This window comes from Streptomyces sp. NBC_00286, from assembly GCF_036173125.1.
GTDB lineage: Bacteria > Actinomycetota > Actinomycetes > Streptomycetales > Streptomycetaceae > Streptomyces.
Genome location: NZ_CP108054.1, coordinates 5346996 through 5364019, shown reverse-complemented (window position 1 = coordinate 5364019; position 17024 = coordinate 5346996). Strand labels below are relative to the sequence as shown.

The window sequence follows — 17024 nt, the reverse complement described above, 5'->3', positions numbered from 1 at the left end:
ATGTCTCCCATCGCCCTGTCGTGGTTTGGCGCTGCGGGTGCCGATGAGAAGGGCAGGTGGGAGCGGGAGGGGGTGTCGTTGCGGAAGCCTTAGGAGGAGCAGGCCCGGCGGGCTGCGCTTGGCGGCTTCACGGCCTGCGCGCCAAGGTAGCCGTGCGCAACAGCCATTCGGCCGGCCCGTACGGTACGTGGCGCAACAGGTGGCTGCTCAGGGTCAGTTGTGCCGCGTACAGGGCGAAGCAGCCAAGTAGCAGCACGGTCATCCCGAAGCGGCCGTACCACGCCAGACCGTATCCGGTGAAGACCAGGGCCATCACCAACGACTGCGTGAGGTAGTTGGTCAAGGCCATCCGGCCGGCCGGGGCCAGGGCACATCCGACCCGCCGGCCGAGGCCGGTGCGTAACAGGAGCAGCAGGCCGCAGACGTACACAACGGACAGGAACGGAGCGGTCAGCACGCCGACAGCCGAACCGACGTCGTACCAGCGCGCATCGAGCGGCCCGTTGCGGCAGATGGCCATGAAGACACTCCCGGCCAGCCCGATCGGCAGGCAGCAGATGACGATCTGTGTCAGCCACGCGCGGTACCGGAAGCTGTCGGCGAGGATCCGACGTCGGCCCGCGGCGAGTCCGAGCAGGAGGGCCGCCAGCATGTCGGCCGAGTAGACGACGTTCCAGCCCAGCGTGTCATGCAGCACCCGCAGATGGGCCCCGACGACCGAGCCGGGATCGCCCCGCCAGGCCGCCACGCTCGCGTTCACCGTGGACGAGATGTCCTGCGGCCCCAGCGGCTCTGCGAATCGGACCGTGGACATTCCCCAGGCCAGCAGGCATGCCGAGGCACCGACTATGAGCCAGATCGCAGCCCGCACCAGCGTGCGTGCCGCGGAGTCCCGGACCCAGAACAGTACGAGACTCAGCACCGCGTAAACCATCAGGACGTCGCCTGAGAACAGCAACACGCCGTGAGCGAGGCCGAGCAGGAACAGACAGATCAGACGGCGTAGATGCCGAGGTGCGAAGGGTGCACCCGCGCGCTCGGCCGAGGCTCGCTGCAGAGTGAAGCTGTACCCGAACAGGAACGAGAACATCAGGTAGAACTTGGCGGAGATCAGGGCTGTGACCAGCCACTCGACCACCTTGTCCGACTGTGACACGACCAGTTCGCCCTCCGGACCCACCTGCTGCCCAGCCATGATCTGGACGTTGACCAGGAGGATGCCCAGCAGCGCGAACCCGCGCAGTACGTCGACTTCCCAGACGCGGCTCCGCCCCGGTACCGACGTGGCGTCGGAAAGTGTTTGTGTACGGCGCGAGGTATGCAAGGGGTTCTCCGGGACTGGTCCAATAACCGGCGCATTCGGCTCAGAGGGCCACCACGGGCCACTTTTGGTAATGGTTCACTCGGCTTCACAGGACCGCGCGACATCCCCGTGGGGAAGCCGCTGTCCCCCGGTACCTACGTGGAGTGCGGTGACGCCCAATCCGAGTCCGTACCCGCGCCGTCGGTGTCAGGCCATGGGCAGACCGAGAGCACTGCATGCCGCCGCCTTGTCGACCGTTGTCTCCCGGGACTGCTCTACGTGCCACTGAGCTGCGCAGTTCACTGCTCAAGTGGGACCGCGATCTGTACGCGCTGCCCGCTCTGGTCGGAGCGGGCTCGACGGCTGCTCTCCACGTTGCCGGCGTACTCAACGTCGGTACGGCCGTCGGTACGGCGGTGTTTGCCCTCCTCCTGCGCGTGCTCGCTCTGCGCTACCGTTGGCGCACTCCGCGGTCACACTTCTGGCGTGACCCGTTCTCGGGGATGCGCCACCAGCCGACGACTACGGAATCGACTCCACAGAAAGCGCGGTCCGCCCTGGAGGCCGACACCGTCACCCTGAGCCATGTCGAGGTCCAGACGGTCCAGCTCCGTCGGGACAACCAGTCGTACGGCGGTGTTCGCCCCGTCCCCGACCCGCGGTTCGTATGGAGCGAGCGAGGACGGGCAAATCGTGCTCGCCCGATGAGTCACCATGGTGATTCCACGGGGCACGAGCAGACAGCCGCCGGAAGCTCCTGATTCTCGGCAAGGGTGAAACGAGGGCCACGTACGGCGGATGAAAAGTGAGCCACCAGACCTGCCGCACGGCGGGGGAATCCCGGCGACTCCAGCCGGGCGCTCCCAGTTCCGGACAACTGGTGAACGGGTCAGGGGGTGAACCGATCTGGTTGTGTCCGCGTTGCAGGGGCGGAGGTGCTCCTGTCTGCGGGCCGCGCAATCTCAGCGAAGGCGGCCGCCGCCCTGAGGGGCAGCCGGGCATCGCCCACTTGGGGCCCACGCCTGCGGACGAGGACGTCGTCCTGCGGATCTGGCCCGAGCCCGGCGAGCCTCACGACCCGGACGGCCCGCCGTTCTGACATCTCCCCGCCCCGACCCCGCGACACCCCAAGGAGGCCGAACGAAATGTCGGTGAACGACGACTGCGGAGTACCCGATCCCACGGGGGCGCTGCTGTGCGCGAGGGTGCCCGCGCACGACGGCGACCACCGTGCAGACGGGCGGAACTGGGCCCGGAGCGAGTGCTGGACCATGCCGCCGGAGCTTGCGACGCCGTGTGTCCTCGACCGCGAACACGACGGACGCCACGTGGCCACCGCCTGGCGCGGAACCGGGGAAGGGCACCCCGTGGCGGTGAGGGTGGAGTGGGACGAGCGCGGCGTCACCTGGCTGCCCGACGCGCCGCTGCCGCGTCCGGCCTGGACACCCAACCCGGCCGCCGTATGGGGAGATGAGGGCGAAAGCATCGTCTCCTGCCTGGGGTACCCGGACTGCACGCACTGCACCAAGGAGTCTCCGGGACCAGTCGGCATCCCGGTCCTCCCCGGCAAACTTCCTGGTGAGCAGTTCCTTGCCGAGATGGCTGCCCACGCGAACTGGTGAGGAAGGACGAGGGTCCTCCCCGGCCAACGGGACTTGAGGGAGATCCAGCCCGACTTGAGAGCACTGGGCGTTTTCTGATGCGCTGATCCAGCGACGTTGGGCAGCTACAGCGTTTTGATCAGTCACTCGGGGACACTCCGCGGTGGCGACGCTGCAGCTCAACGTTCGTGGAAAGTGCTAGTTCCCGTCGGGTTTGTTGTGCCGTGGCTGTCCGAATCCCGTTGGGGGCACCAGCTACTCTGCGTCACCACACTCACGCCTTCTCCCTCTCCTCCGTCTCGAACGACGACAGCGTCGTGTCGTGGTCCGTCGGCACGTCGTACATGGGTGTCATCCAGTGGAAGAAGTTGTCGCCGCGGTCCCGTAGCAGGCGGTACATGCGGTGCATCAACTGGGTGCGTACGTCCCGGAGCTCCGGGTGGTCGTAGCGGTTGAGGAGCTCGTGCGGGTCGGTCTGCAGGTCGTACAGCTCGTTGTGTGACTCGGGGTTGACGACCAGCTTGTGCCGGCGGGTGCGGAGCATGCGCTGCGGGTACGGGAAGTGGTGGCCGTGGTACTCGGCCAGGTGGTGCTCGTCCCAGGCCGGTCGTTCGCCGCGGGCGAGGGGCAGCAGGCTGCGGCTGTCGACGGCCGGGGCGGGGTCGCTGCCGGCGAGTTCCAGGATGGTCGCCGTGTAGTCGGTGAGGGAGACGAACTCCTCGCGCACCTGGCCGGGTACGGCGCCCGGCACCCGCAGCAGCCCGGGGATGCGGTAGATGTCCTCGTACATGGCGGGGCCCTTGTCGTGCAGCCGGTGGGCGCCGGTGAACTCGCCGTGGTCGGCGGTGAAGCACACCGCGGTGCGCTCGTCCAGGCCCAACTCCCGTACGGCGTCGAGGATGCGGCCGATCTGCTCGTCGATGAGGGTGACGTAGCCCCAGTAGACGGCGATGAGTTTGCGGCTGTCCTCGATCGGCATGGTGTCGAACGCCCACAGCTTGCTGTAGTTGCTCTGCACCGGTGGCTTGCCCGCGAAGGTCTCGCCGATGGAGGCGGGCAGCTCCACCGAGCTCGGGTCGTACAGGTCGAAGTACGCGTCGGGGAGGATGTACGGCAGGTGCGGGCCGAAGAAGTGGGTGGCGAGGAAGAACGGGGCGCCCTCCCCGGCCCGCTCGTCCGCGGCGAAGCGGTGGAGCATCTCGATGGTGCGGGTCGCCAGGTAGTACTCGAAGGTGGCCTCGACGGGCTGGTGCAGCCGGGCCGCGAGGAGGTTGCCGGGGCTGCCGTTGGGGGTCGTGCCGCGCATCCGGTCGCTGATGGCGTACCCGGGCATGCCGTTCTGCTTGAGGTAGGCCAGGTAGTCGGGGTGATCGACGGGGTTGTGCCAGCCGGCGAGGTCCGGGCCCTGGAAGCCGTAGTCGGCGGCGGTGCGCCGGACGCCGCCGTGCCACTTGCCGAGGAGGCCCAGGTTGTAGCCCTCGCCGCGCAGTTGCTCGGCGAAGGTGAACTGGTCGTCGGCCAGGTCCTCCAAGTACCCCACATTGCGCTCGTAGTTGGCGAGCAGCTTGTGCCTGAAGGGTGCCGCGCCGGTCAGCAGGCTGGCCCGGGCCGGAGTGCAGATGGCGGTCGGCGTGTAGCAGCTGTCGAAGCGGGTGCCCTGCGCGGCGAGGCGGTCCAGGTGGGGGGTGCGCACGTGCGGGTTGCCGTAGGCGCCGAGGGTGTCGACGCGATGCTGGTCGGTCATCAGGAAGAGCAAGTTGTGGCGCACGGCGGTGCCTTTCGAGTCGTACGGACGTGACGAACGGACGGGGCGCATTGCCTGGCGGGCCGTAAGGACGCGGCCCGTCCCGGAGGACGCTTCCGTCCGCTATTCGCCCTGCGCCTGCTCGTAGAGGTCGCCCGCGTAGTAGTCGCCGGGATCGGGGTTCTCGTCCAGCTGCTTGTTGCGTACGAAGAAGTCGCCGAGTGTCTTCAGCCAGTCGTCCACTTCGCCGCTCTTCGACTTGGCGGCCAGGTCCGCGGTGGAGAGGGTCTGGACGTGGGAGGCGTCGGCCTTCGTCTGGGCCTCGGAGACCTCCAGCAGCTTCGCGGTGAGCGCGATGGTCTCCTCGGGGTGTGCCTGGCGCCAGTCGTTGGCCTGCTGCAGCACCTTGACCACCTTGCTGTTCTTGTCTTCCGGCACCTTGTTGCCGGCGACGAAGGCGGTGGGGAAGGAATCCCCCGTGTCCTTGGTGCTGGCGACCTCCACCAGGTCCGGCACCTTCTGCTTGATGGTCTCGATGGCCGGATAGAAGAAGCCGGCGGCGTCGATCTTCCCGGAGGAGAAGGCGGAGACGATCGTGGACGGATCCATGTTGACCTTGTTGATGTCCTTGTCGGTCATCCCGGCCTCCTCCAGCGCGATGTTGAGGATCATGTCGCCGGAGGTGCCCTCGGGCACGCCGATCCGCTTGCCCTTGAGGTCCTTCATGGAGTCCATCCCGGGCTGGCCTATGACGCGGTCCGCGTACGTGAGCGTATTGATGGCGATGATCTTGGACTGGCCGGACGCGGGCAGCCACATCGCGCCCGGGCCGATGTATCCGTAGTCGAGGTCACCTGCGCCGAGCGCCTGGATCTGCACCGGGCCGTTGTTGAACGACTTCACCTCCGCGGTCAGCCCGGCCTTCTTCCACAGCTGCTGCTTCTCGGCGATCGCCAGCAGACTGGCCCCGTTGTAGTCGCCGATGTAGCCGAACCTGACCGTGGAGTCGTCGCCGGAGCCGCTCCCGGAACACGCGCTCACGGACAGCGACAGCATGAATACGGCGGGCAGTGTCATCAGGGCGTGCCTGAGCGTGCTTCGGGGCATGGTGGATGGATCCTCTCGGTGCGGTGCGGTGCGGTGCGAGGGTGCGTAACAGAAGGCCGCCGTCAGGCGGTTACGCGGCCGAGGCGGCTTCGTCCTGGTGGTACACGGACGTCCAGACCTCGTTGCGGATGCGGCGGAACTCCGGGGACAGCCGGATCTCCTCCGTACGCGGATAGGGCAGGTCCACGTCGATGACGCGGTGGATGCGCCCGGGGCCCGCCGCCATGATGACGACACGGTTGGCCAGGTAGACGGCCTCGTCAACGTCATGGGTGATGAACAGTACGGTCCGCTTCTCCTGGCTCCAGGTCCCCAGGAGCTGGTCCTGCAACTGCACCCGGGTGAGCGCGTCGAGAGCGCCGAACGGCTCGTCCATCAGCAGAACTTGAGGGTCCACCGCGTACGCGCGGGCGATGGCGCAGCGCTGCTTCATGCCCCCGGACAGCGTCTTGGGCAGGGCGTCGGCGAACTCACCGAGTCCGACGAGGCCGATGGCCGCGTCCGCGCGCCGCCTGCGCTCCTCGGCGGGTACGGCGGCGAGTTTGAGCCCGAACTCCACGTTCTGCCGCACGGTCAGCCAGGGGAACAGGGCGTACTGCTGGAAGATCACACCCCGGTCGGGGCCGGGACCCGACACCGGCTTCCCGTCGACCAGGACGCTGCCCGAGTCGGGCTCCTGCAGTCCCGCGGCCATGCTCATCAGCGTGGACTTGCCGCAGCCGGACGGACCCACGACGGTGACGAACTCCCGGTCCGCGATGTCCAGGTCCACCCCGTCGAGTGCCGTGAAGGTGGCAGCCTTCAGCGGGAAGGTCTTCACCACACCCCGGAAACTGATCTTGCTGTTCATCGTCGCTCCTGCCAGCCGGTGAGACGTCGTTCGGCCAGCAGCAGCAGCCGGTCCATGACGAGCCCGAGTACTCCGATGGTGATCAGCGATACGAAGATCGCGTCCATGTCGAACCAGGTGGCCGCCTTCTGCATCCGGTAGCCCAACCCCTCCTGCGCACCGATGAGTTCGGCGGCGACCACGGTGGCCCAGGACGCGCCGAGGCCGATCCGCATGCCGACGAGGATGAACGGCGTGGACGCCGGCACGACCACCTTGGCGAAGATGACGCGGTCCGAGGCGCCCAGCACCCTGGCTGCGTTGATCAGGGTCTTGTCCACGTCGACGACGCCCTGGAAGGAGGCCACGACGCAGGCCATGAACGAGGCCAGGTAGATCACGGCGATCTTCGGCACCTCGCCGATACCGAGAAGCACCACGGCGAGCGGGATCAGCGCGAGCGGCGGGATGGTGCGGAAGAACTGGATGTACGGCTCGACCACGGCGCGCACCGCCGGATACCAGCCCATGAGAAAGCCGACCGGGACGGCCACGACCACGCCGAGTGCGTAGCCTATGAAGACCCGGCGCAGGCTGGCGGCCGTATCGGAGGCCAGCGTGCCGTCGGCGATCATGGTGCCCGCCTTGCTGGCCACGGCCGCCGGTGTGGGCAGGTTCTCGACCAGTCCGAGGGCGGCCACAACAGCCCAGACGGCGATACCCGCCACGAGTGCCAGGCCGCCCAGGACCAGCGGCCGGACGGTACGACGCGTTTGCTGCTGCCGCTGCTGCTGTTCAGGGGCGGATGTCTTGTCGAGAGGGGTGATCACAGCCATGGGTTCCTCACTGGTGGACTCATGCGTTCTCCTCGGCGACGGGCTGCGGGTAGTGGGTGAGCAGGGGGGTTTCATGGAGTACGAGGGCGATGCCGCCCAGGGCGCTGCCGGCCTCGCCGAGCGTGGCGCGCCGTACGTCAACGTGGTGCCGGGCGAGCGGCATCAGGTGCTGCCGCAGGGCCTGTTCGACCGGTGCGAGCAGGGCGTCGCCGGCCTGGGCCAGTTCACCGCCGACGACGATCACGCCGGGGCCGACGGCGTGACAGACCGCGGCGAGGACTTGGCCGACCTCGCCGCCGACGCGATCCAGCACTTCCAGTGCGGGCCGGTCGGCCGCCGTCGCTGAGGCCAGGAAGTCCGCGGGACTGTCCGCCCGGCCGCCCGCCTCCCGGTACCGGCGCAGGACCGCATCGAGCGAGGCGCGCGTTTCCAGGCAGCCGGTCTTGCCGCACTCGCAGCGCTCGCCGGCCGGGTCCACTGTGATGTGCCCGAACTCGCCGGACAGTCCGTACCTGCCCCGGTGCAGCGCGCCGCCCACGACCAGGCCGCCGCCCACACCGTGCGACAGCCGCAGGTAGAGCACGTCGCCGCTGTCCGCCGCCGCGCCCCACACCGCTTCGGCGAGCGCGGCGAGGCGGGTGTTGTTGTCGAGCAGCACCGGCACCCCGAACCGCTTGCGCAGCAGGTCCGGCAGGCCGTCGATGCCCTGCGCGTGGGCGCTCTCGCTGCCGGGGTCGGTGGTCGGGCCGACCACGCCGACGCCGATCGCGCGGAGCGCGCCGAGATGGACGGCCTGGGCCCGCCCTGAGCCGCCGTCCCCGGCCCCGTCCCCGGCCCCGGCCGGCGCACGGGTCGTCAGCGAGTCGAGCAGCCGTACGGCGATGTCCACCCGCTCCGGCCAGGACAGGTCACCGGCATGCCCCTCGCTGGCCGAACCGACCACCTCATGGGCGAGGTTGACCGCGGCGACATGCACGGCACGACGCGCGAAGTCGATGCCCACCGCCTCCCCGGCGGCCGGGTTGAGGCTGAGCTTCTCCACCGGACGCCCCCGCTTGCGCGCCTCGACGTACGGCGTGCCGGCGACCACCGCACCGCTGGTCACCAGCCCGGCGACGATGTCGTAGAGCGTGGTGCGGGAGAGCCCGCTGCGGGTGCCCAACTCGGCACGGCTCAGCGGACCGTACTTGCGGAGCAGCTCGAGAACGGATTGCTCGTGGCTGCGGCGGAGCCGCGTCAGCGGGCCGTCGTGTGGATGCATGGGATGCATGGGCTGCATGCCGGACAGCATGTGAGCGCCGAATTTTTTCGTCAATGAGTCGGAACAAAATCGCCGGAATATTTTTCCGGACTGTTGACGAAATACCGCGGCCGTTCGCATCCTGGGCGTCATGCCGTCCCCCGGGCGGCCCGACGAGGGAGGACTTGGCTGATGACCGACAACATGAACCGGCCGCCCATCGGCCGTAGGACCCTGCTGGCAGGCGCCGGCACCCTGGGAGTGGCGGCGGCCCTGCCCACCATCTCCGCGACGGCGGACCCGGCGACGCGACGCTTACAAGGCGGGCCCTACCCGGAGAACTGGCCCGACCTCGAGCCGTACGGCCTCGCCGACACCCGCCCCGACCTCTGGCCGCGCGACGACAACTCCTTCATCCTGCCGCTCGAACTGCGCCCCCGGGACGAGGAGCGCGGCCGGGTCTGGATGCGCGACACCTACGTCAACTGTTTCGTCGTGGACGGCAGTCCGCTCTACGTCGCCACGGGCACCACCCGGGCACCGGGACCCGACCCGTCCGCTTCGTGGAACGACGGCATCTTCGTGTGGGTGTCCCGGTCGCTGCGCGGGCCGTGGCGCCTCGCCGACACGACCGGCATCCGTCCCGGCGCCGACAAGGGCAAGGTGTGGTCGCCCGAGTTCGCGGGCGAGAACCGGCCCGGGCGCACGGTCGTCGCCCCTTGGCAGCAGTACTGGCACGACGACGAGTTCGGCAAGCGCGGCAACGTGTGGGCGCCGGAGGTGCACCACGTCCGCGGCCGCTGGTACATCGTCGCGTGCATGGGTGACCATTCGCGCAAGGTCGGCTCGTTCCTGCTGGTCAGTGAGGGCGGGGTCGCGGGTCCGTACCGGCTCGCCGAGGGCAACCTCGACAAGCCGTTCGGCGAACCCGTCGCCGGCGGGCCGCCGTTCATCGAGCCCGGCGCGTACCACCACATCGACGGCAGCATCTACGCCGAGGGCGACGACGCGTGGCTCGTGCTGCACAACGACCTGTACGCCAAGTTCCGAGACGACATGGAGGACATCGTCCCGACGACGGACCTCCCGAAGTTCCGGCAGTCGCCCTACCCCGAGGAGCCGTACCTCGAAGGCGCGTACGTCTTCAAGCACGGCGGCAAGTACTACCTCCTGCACGCCGCCTGGAACCGCTCGTCCGACGCCGACGACGGCACCACGCGCTACGCCTACGACCGGCCGGGCACCGGCCGCACGCAATACCAGTACGACGCGGTCGTCGCCGTCGCCGACCGCTTCGAAGGCCCGTACTCGCGGAGGTGGACGGCGGGCGTCGGCGCGGGCCACAACAACTTCTTCAGCGACCACGAGGGCGGGCTCTGGGCCACGTTCTTCCGCAATCCGAAGGCCGGGTACTGGTCCCACCCGTCCCGCGTCGCGGACGCCGCCGTCCCCGGTGTCGTACGCCTGGAATGGACGGGGCCCGAGGGCAACCGGCTCTACGTCCGCCGCAGGCAGAACCGACCGGCCGGCGACTGACCGTGCAGGCACTGATCGACATCGACACCAAGCACCCCTGTGGCCGCATCGAGCGCGACATCTACGGCCACTTCCTGGAGTCGGCGTTCTTCGGCAACATCGAGGGCGGAGTCCTCGACGAGGGCTCACCGCTGTCCGAGCCGGGCCCCGGCGTACGGGTCGGCTTCCGCAAGGACGTGCTCGCGCTGTGCCGCGAGCTCGGCATCCCCAACGTCCGCTGGCCCGGCGGCAACTTCACCTCCCCGTACCACTGGGAGGACGGCATCGGGGAGCGCTCCGCGCGCCCGCGGCGGCTCGAACTCGCCTGGGGCAGCGAGGAGTCGAACCGCTTCGGCACCGACGAGTTCCTGGCCTGGTGCGCGGACGTCGGGGCCGCGCCGTTCCTGGTGCACGGCTGCCGCAGCGTGGACGACGCGGTGCGCTGGGTGGAGTACACCAACTACGCGGGCGACACCGCCTACACCCGCCGCCGCAAGGAAAACGGCCACCCGCAGCCGTACGGCGTGCGCTACTGGGGCATCGGCAACGAGCCCTACGGACCGTGGCAGATGGGCCACCGCCCGGCGGCCGAGTACGCCGCCGCGGCCCGCGAGCACGCCCGCTTCATGCGCCTGGTCGATCCCGGGATCAGGCTGATCGCCTGCGGCAGCCCCTGGCAGCAGGAGGAATGGACGCGGCCCGTGCTCCAGCGGGCGGGCTCGCTGATCGACTACCTCTCGCTGCACCTCTACGGAGCCACCACGCACCCGTACACCGCCAGGGCCGGCGACGACGACTACGAGGCCGTCGTCGCCCAGCCGCTGTACTTCGAGCAGCGCATCCAGGACTACGCCCACCTGGTGGCCGAACTCTCCGCCGAGGCAGGTCTGGAGCGCCCGCCGGCACTCGCGCTCGACGAGTGGAACATCCGCCATCTGGAGCCTGCCGACTGGCCAGAGCCGGCGCCCGGCGCCGACGGCGGCAGCGCGCCGCGGGAGCTGCCGGACGGCTCGGGCGAGCCGCCGCCGCGGCGGCTGCGGGTCGACCGCTACAGCTCCCGCACCTTGGCCGACGCGCTGTTCTACGCGGGCGTCTTCCACACCCTGCATCGGACGGTCTCCCTGCAGACGCCGGTGACGATGGCCAACACGGTCAATCTGGTCAACGCCAACGGGCTGCTCGAAGTCCGCCCGGCCGGAGTCGTGAAGTCGGCCTCGTACCACGTGTGGGACCTGTACCAGAACCACACCGGACCGGTGGCGCTGCCGACCGCGGTCGAGGGCCCGGCCCGTACCGCGGCCGTACGTCAGGGCGACAACCGGGAGGGCGGCGGCGCGTTCGCGACCCGACCCGGCGTCGTGCCGTACCTCGACGCGAGTGCCACGCTCTCGGCCGACGGCCGCCGCCTCCACCTGGCCGTCGTCAACCGCCGCCGGGACACGGCGATTCGCACCCGCATCGTGCGGGACGGCCGTACCGGCGCCCTCCCGGCGGTGGCCGAGGTGCGCGATCTGGGCGCGGACGTGGACGACATGCTCGCCGCCAACAGCCTGAGTGCTCCGGACGTCGTCGCCGTCCGCCATCGCCCGGTCGTGGAGACGCCGGACGGTTGCTACGACTTCCCGGCACACTCCGTCACCGTGCTGGCCTTCGACCTGACGTGAGACTCGGGTGGCACTGCCACCCGAGGTCGCCGGCACCTCGCGGGAGGGCTCCGGCCGCCGTATCAGCCGCAGCAGTTCGCCGCCCCTACGCGCCGCCGGGCTCACCCGCTGTGATCACCGGACGCGGTTCGCCGCTCTCGACGATGCGTTGTACGAGTCGCTGCCTCAGCTCCGCTCGTACCTCGGCGTATGCCGGGTCGGCCGCGAGGTTGGTCAGTTCGTGGGGGTCGGAGTGCAGGTCGTAGAGGTAGGCGTCCTGGTAGTGGTCGGCGCGTGGGTCGTTCCAGGGGTCGGCGTTCGGGGCGGTTGCGGCGTACTTCCAGCGGTTCGTGCGCAGGGCTCGGGCGACTTCCGATTCGCTGATCTGGATCAGGACCTCCTGCGGCCAGTCGGGGGCTGAGTCGTGCAGTAGCGGCAGCAGGGAGCGGCCTTGCATCTGTGGGGGTACGGGCAGGCCCGCCGCCTGCAGCAGGGTGGGCGGCAGGTCGACGTGGGCGACCAGGTCCGGCAGGCGTACGCCGCCCCGGAGGCCGCCCGGTCCGCGGAGCACCGTGGGCACACGTACGGAGGCGTCGTGGACGCTGCGTTTGTACTCGCTGTTGCGGGTCTTGAAGTGGCAGCCGTGGTCGGAGGTGAAGAGGATGACGGTGTCGTCCAGTTCCCCGCGCCGCTCAAGGACGGAGACGACGCGGTCGAGCACCTCGTCCAGTCGGCGCACCATTCCGTAGTAACCGGGCAGGTTCTGCGCCCAGTTGCCGCCGCCGAGGGCCGCGAGGTCGGGGGGCACCCAGGGGTCGTCGTAGCGGTCGCTGTAGCCGGTGGGAGCGGGATAGTCGTCGCGGGAGTTCTGGTGATGCGGCTCCAGGAACGACAGGAAGAGGAAGAACGGCCGGTAGCGGTCTCGGCCCCCGTCCCGCTCGCGCTCTATGAAGTCGATGGCCGCCGTGCCGAGCGCGTCCGCGCGGTAGCCGTCGAAGTGGTGCGAGGTGCCGTCGCCGTCGTACAGCGTGGTCTCGTACGCGTCCGAGGTGAACTCCAGCAGGTTGGCCGCGAGCCAGTACTCGTATCCGGCCCGGTCCTCCTCCGGCACCGGGCCGGCCGTACGGCCCCCGGCGAGGTGCCACTTGCCGATGTAGCCGGTCGCGTAGCCCGCGTCCCGGAACGCGCGGGCCAGGGTCGGGGTGTCCCGCGGGAGGCGGAGGCCGTTGCGGAAGACCCCGGTGGTGGTCGGGTACTGCCCGGTCTGGAGGCTGGCGCGCGAGGGCGCGCAGACGGGCTGACAGGTGAAGGAACGGTCCACGCTCACGCCGTCCGCGGCGAGCCGGTCGAGGGCGGGGGTGAGGCCCATGGGGTTCCCGTGCAGGCCGGTGGTGTCCCAGCGCTGCTGGTCGGTGAAGAAGACGAGGACGTTCGGACGGCGCGTGGGAGCGGCGGGCCCGTAGGGGAAATCGCGAAGGGGCATGGTGCGTGGTCCGTTTCGGTGTGACGTCGGTGGCGAAGTAGTCCGGTGGTGAAGCAGTCCGGTGATGAATGGGGCCCTTCGTTCATGACGTACCCCGGCCGATCACGAGGTGGTCCGGTCGCTCATGACGCGCCCCGGCCGATCACGAGTAAATCCGGCCGTTCGTGAGGCGCCCCCACCGATCACGAAGTGGCCCCGCCCTTCCGGCCCTTCATCAGCGGACCTGGATCACCCGCAGGCTCCCCCTCCGCCCCACCCCGCGTCTCCGACAACAGCCACGCCGATACGAACGAAATCGCGCCCACAACGGCCAACAGCACCCCCACCGGCCAACTCCCCCCAGCCCCCGCGACCAGGGCCGTCGCGATGGCCGGAACGAAACCGGCCACCATCGCCGAACCCTGCGTGGCGATCCCGAGCGCCGAGTACCGCACACGCGCCCCGAACAGCTCCGCGAAGTACGCGCCCTGGATGCTGGACATGCACACCGCACCGCCAAGTCCCGCCAGGGCCATCGCACTCCACGCGGCAGCGGTCGATCCCTCGTCGACCAGGGCGAGATATGGAAAGCCCGAGGCGGCGACGAACGCGGCGCCGGTCAGATACAGCGGCTTACGGCCGATCCGGTCCGAGACGGCGCCCGCCACGGGCATCAGCAGCAGCCCGAGCACGTTGTAGAGGACCACGCCGACGAGCGCGACGTACTGCGGATAGCCACGGGTGGTGGTGGCGTACGCGATGATGAACGGCTGGTAGACCTGCGAACTGCAGGCCTCGCCCAGTCGCGCACCGAAGGCCAGCGCGGTCGTACGCGGGTACTTCCGCAGCGTCGCGGCAAGGGGCGCCCTCTCCCGCGCACCGGCGGACTTGACCCGCTCGAAGTCCGGGGTCTCCTGGATGGTCCGGCGTACGAGCAGGCCCGCGACCATCAGCACGATGCTCAGCAGGAACGGCACCCGCCAGCCCCAGCTCAGGAACTCGTCCTCCGGCAGCAGGGCGAACAGGCTCACGAGGCCGATGGCCATCAGGTACCCCACGGGGCCGCCGGCCTGCGGAATGCTGCCCCAGAATCCGCGCCGGTGACGCGGGGCGTGCTCGACGGCGAGCAGCGAGGCGCCGGCCCATTCGCCGCCCAGGCCGAGGCCCTGGGCCATGCGCAGCGTGACCAGCAGCACCGGCGCCCAGATGCCGATGGCGTGGTAGTCGGGCAGCAGACCGATCAGGAAGGTGCACGTCCCGATGATGAGCATGGTCGCCACCAGGGACTTCTTACGGCCGACGCGGTCACCGAGGTGCCCGAAGAGCAGCGCGCCCACCGGTCGCAGGACGAAGCCCACACCGAAGGTGGCCAGTGAGGCGAGGGTGCCGAGCACGGGGCTGACGTCGGGGAAGAAGAGCTTGTTGAAGACGAGGGCTGCGGAGAGCCCGTACAGGTTGAAGTCGTACCACTCCAGTGCGGCGCCGGAGAGGCTGGCGGCGATCACCTGGCGCATGGGCTGCGCGGGTGGTGCGTCGCGGTCTCCGGCTAAGTCTGCGTCCCCGGCGGGTGCGGCATCCGCGGGGACATGGTCGTCAGCCATGGCGGTGCGCTCCGATCGGCGTTGATGCGAGCGGTTGCGGGCGCGAACCTTTCCAGCGGAACGATCAGGCTTCCAGCCGGTGCGCGCCAGGGTCAAGACCGCGTACGGGACGCCACAGCGCGACCGCAGGTCCCCGGCCACGACCCCACCGCCCCATGGCCCCAACTCCGCGACCGCCACCCGTACATGACAGATGTCACGAGGGCCCATGACAGACCGCACTCCCAACTGCCCCCGCTGGCCGGGAGCCTGGAGTGCATGGACGCAGTCATCGAAACCGCCGGTCTGCGGCGGCGCTATCAGGGCTTCGAGGCCGTACGGGGCGTCGACCTCACGGTCGCCCAGGGCGAGCTCTTCGCTCTCCTCGGGACCAACGGGGCCGGCAAGACCTCCACGCTGGAACTCCTGGAGGGCCAGGCCGCCCCCGCCGCCGGAACCGTCCGCGTGCTCGGCCGCGACCCGTACCGCGAACGCGCCGACGTCCGGCCCCGTATCGGAGTGATGCTCCAAGAGGGCGGCTTCCCCACGGAGTTGACGGTCATGGAGACCGTACGCATGTGGGCGGGCTGCACCAGCGGGGCCCGGCCGGCGGCGGAGGCGCTGGAGCTGACGGGCCTGTCCGAGCGGGGGGCGGTACGGGTCAAGCAGCTCTCCGGCGGCGAGCGGCGCCGGCTCGATCTCACGCTGGCGCTGCTGGGGCGGCCGGAGGTGCTCTTCCTCGACGAGCCGACGACCGGCCTGGACGCACAGTCCCGCCGCGACACCTGGGACCTGGTCCGCGAGCTGAAAGAACAGGGCACGACGGTGCTGCTCACCACGCACTATCTGGAGGAGGTGGAGTTGCTGGCCGACCGGCTGGCGATCATGCACGGGGGGATGATCGCCACGTCCGGCACGGTGGCCGACGTGGTCGCCGAACGGCCCTCCCGGATCAGCTTCGAGCTGCCCCTCGACCGCTTCCTGGGCGATCTGCCGCCGCTCGCCGCGCTGGGCGTGACTGCGCACCAGCAGTCCGGCCGGACGGTCCGGCTGGAGACCGGCGATCTGCAACGGACCGCCACCGCACTGCTGGTGTGGGCCCGCGACGAGGGCGTGGAACTGCGCGGCCTCGACGCCCGGTCGGCGACGCTGGAGGAGGCGTTCATGGAGATCGCCAAGGGTCTGGAGAACGGCACGGGTCTCGCGGGAGCGGACCCGGAGCGCGAGGGGACGCGACGATGACACCAACAGCCCGTACCGCACAAGGACCCTCGGCCACGTCCACGGCCACGACCCCACAGACCACCACCACCGCCGCGGCCCGCATGATCGCCCTCGGCCGCGCCGAGCTGACCCTGCTGCTGCGCAGCAAGGCGTCCCTGGTCAACGCGGTGATCCTGCCCAGCGCGGTGGCCTTCGCGATGCGCGGCGCGGTCGAAGGGATGGAACTCGAAGGCACCGGCCTGTCGGTGGCCACCGTCATGCTGCCCGCCGCCCTGGCCAACGCGCTGTTCTTCGCCGTCTATACGAACCTGGTCGGGGTGTACGTCGTACGCCGCGAAGGCCTCGTACTGAAGCGGCTGCGCACCGGCGAACTGCGCGACTGGGAAATCCTCACCGGCGGCGCACTCCCGGCACTCCTGCTGGTGCTCGTGCAATCCGTACTGCTCGGGGCCGGGATGACCGTGTTCCTGGACGCGGAAGCACCGGCCGCCTGGCACCTTGTGGTGGCCGGCCTGCTCATCGGCGTGGCGATGCTGGTCGCAGCGGCGGCACTGACCGCGGCGTTCACCCGGACCGCGGAGAGCGCACAACTGACGTTCCTGCCCTTCCTGTTGGTGACCATGTCCGCCTCCGGGGTCTTCGCCCCCCGCGAGGTGCTGCCGGACGCGGCGGCCGACATCGCCGCCTGGCTGCCGTTCTCCCCGGTGATGGACCTGCTCCGTGGCGGCTGGACAGGAGACCTGGGCGCGACGGAACAACTCCGGGCGGCGCTGGTCGCCTTGGCGTGGACGGCCGTCGCCGTGTACGGCGTGCACCGGCGCTTCCGCTGGGAACCGCGCCACTGAGCGACGCCTGTAGCCAAACCGCCAGGCCTACGGCCCGACCGGCACATGCCCGCGAAGGCATGCACCGCTCGGGCCGAAAGCCGTTCCCGCAGCGG

At 69.8% G+C, this 17024-nt stretch carries 13 protein-coding genes; 5 read left to right on the top strand and 8 right to left on the bottom strand.

Annotated features, from left to right (window positions below; translation table 11 throughout):
* Positions 1-127: 127 nt before the first annotated feature.
* A complete protein-coding gene (locus tag OHT21_RS24640) occupies positions 128-1324 on the bottom strand; it encodes a DUF418 domain-containing protein (protein WP_328770506.1) in 1197 nt (398 codons plus the stop codon).
* 1124 nt (positions 1325-2448) lie between these two features.
* Here OHT21_RS24640 and OHT21_RS24635 point away from each other — a divergent pair.
* On the top strand, positions 2449-2925 hold the full coding sequence (locus OHT21_RS24635; RefSeq protein ID WP_328770505.1) for a hypothetical protein: 477 nt from the start codon (positions 2449-2451) through the stop codon (positions 2923-2925).
* 253 nt (positions 2926-3178) lie between these two features.
* On the opposite strand, the gene OHT21_RS24630 is transcribed toward OHT21_RS24635, so the two are convergent.
* From OHT21_RS24630 to OHT21_RS24610, 5 genes are all read right to left on the bottom strand, one after another.
* Entirely contained in the window at positions 3179-4720 is a 1542-nt protein-coding gene (locus OHT21_RS24630) for a sulfatase-like hydrolase/transferase (RefSeq protein WP_328770504.1), read from the bottom strand.
* Between the two features lie 51 nt (positions 4721-4771).
* On the bottom strand, positions 4772-5755 hold the full coding sequence (locus OHT21_RS24625) for an aliphatic sulfonate ABC transporter substrate-binding protein (RefSeq protein ID WP_328770503.1): 984 nt from the start codon (positions 5753-5755) through the stop codon (positions 4772-4774).
* A 70-nt stretch (positions 5756-5825) separates the two neighbouring features.
* The gene (locus OHT21_RS24620; RefSeq protein WP_328770502.1) at positions 5826-6605 is read right to left on the bottom strand and encodes an ABC transporter ATP-binding protein; all 780 of its coding nucleotides are present in this window, start codon (positions 6603-6605) and stop codon (positions 5826-5828) included.
* On the bottom strand, positions 6602-7420 hold the full coding sequence (locus OHT21_RS24615) for an ABC transporter permease (RefSeq protein WP_328770501.1): 819 nt from the start codon (positions 7418-7420) through the stop codon (positions 6602-6604). The genes OHT21_RS24620 and OHT21_RS24615 overlap by 4 nt, the downstream gene beginning before the upstream one ends.
* 19 nt (positions 7421-7439) lie before the next feature.
* Positions 7440-8711: an ROK family protein gene (locus OHT21_RS24610; RefSeq protein ID WP_443050423.1), complete on the bottom strand. Its 1272-nt coding sequence runs from the start codon at positions 8709-8711 to the stop codon at positions 7440-7442.
* A 141-nt stretch (positions 8712-8852) separates the two neighbouring features.
* On the opposite strand from OHT21_RS24610, the gene OHT21_RS24605 reads away from it, so the two are divergent.
* Positions 8853-10196 (top strand): family 43 glycosylhydrolase, encoded by a 1344-nt coding sequence (locus tag OHT21_RS24605; protein WP_328770499.1) that lies wholly within the window; start codon positions 8853-8855, stop codon positions 10194-10196.
* A gap of 2 nt (positions 10197-10198) precedes the next feature.
* On the top strand, positions 10199-11839 hold the full coding sequence (locus OHT21_RS24600; protein WP_328770498.1) for an alpha-L-arabinofuranosidase C-terminal domain-containing protein: 1641 nt from the start codon (positions 10199-10201) through the stop codon (positions 11837-11839).
* Positions 11840-11924: 85 nt separating this feature from the next.
* On the opposite strand, the gene OHT21_RS24595 is transcribed toward OHT21_RS24600, so the two are convergent.
* Positions 11925-13301 (bottom strand): sulfatase-like hydrolase/transferase, encoded by a 1377-nt coding sequence (locus tag OHT21_RS24595; RefSeq protein ID WP_328770497.1) that lies wholly within the window; start codon positions 13299-13301, stop codon positions 11925-11927.
* A gap of 182 nt (positions 13302-13483) precedes the next feature.
* Positions 13484-14881 carry an MFS transporter gene (locus OHT21_RS24590; RefSeq protein WP_328770496.1) on the bottom strand — a complete coding sequence of 466 codons (1398 nt, stop codon included), beginning with the start codon at positions 14879-14881 and terminating at the stop codon, positions 13484-13486.
* A 258-nt stretch (positions 14882-15139) separates the two neighbouring features.
* Between OHT21_RS24590 and OHT21_RS24585 the strand changes: the two genes are divergently transcribed.
* Positions 15140-16102, top strand: coding sequence for an ABC transporter ATP-binding protein (locus tag OHT21_RS24585; RefSeq protein ID WP_328770495.1), 963 nt, complete (start codon positions 15140-15142; stop codon positions 16100-16102).
* Positions 16099-16929, top strand: coding sequence for an ABC transporter permease (locus tag OHT21_RS24580; protein WP_443050422.1), 831 nt, complete (start codon positions 16099-16101; stop codon positions 16927-16929). Before OHT21_RS24585 ends, OHT21_RS24580 begins: the two co-directional genes overlap by 4 nt.
* The last annotated feature ends 95 nt before the right edge of the window (positions 16930-17024 follow it).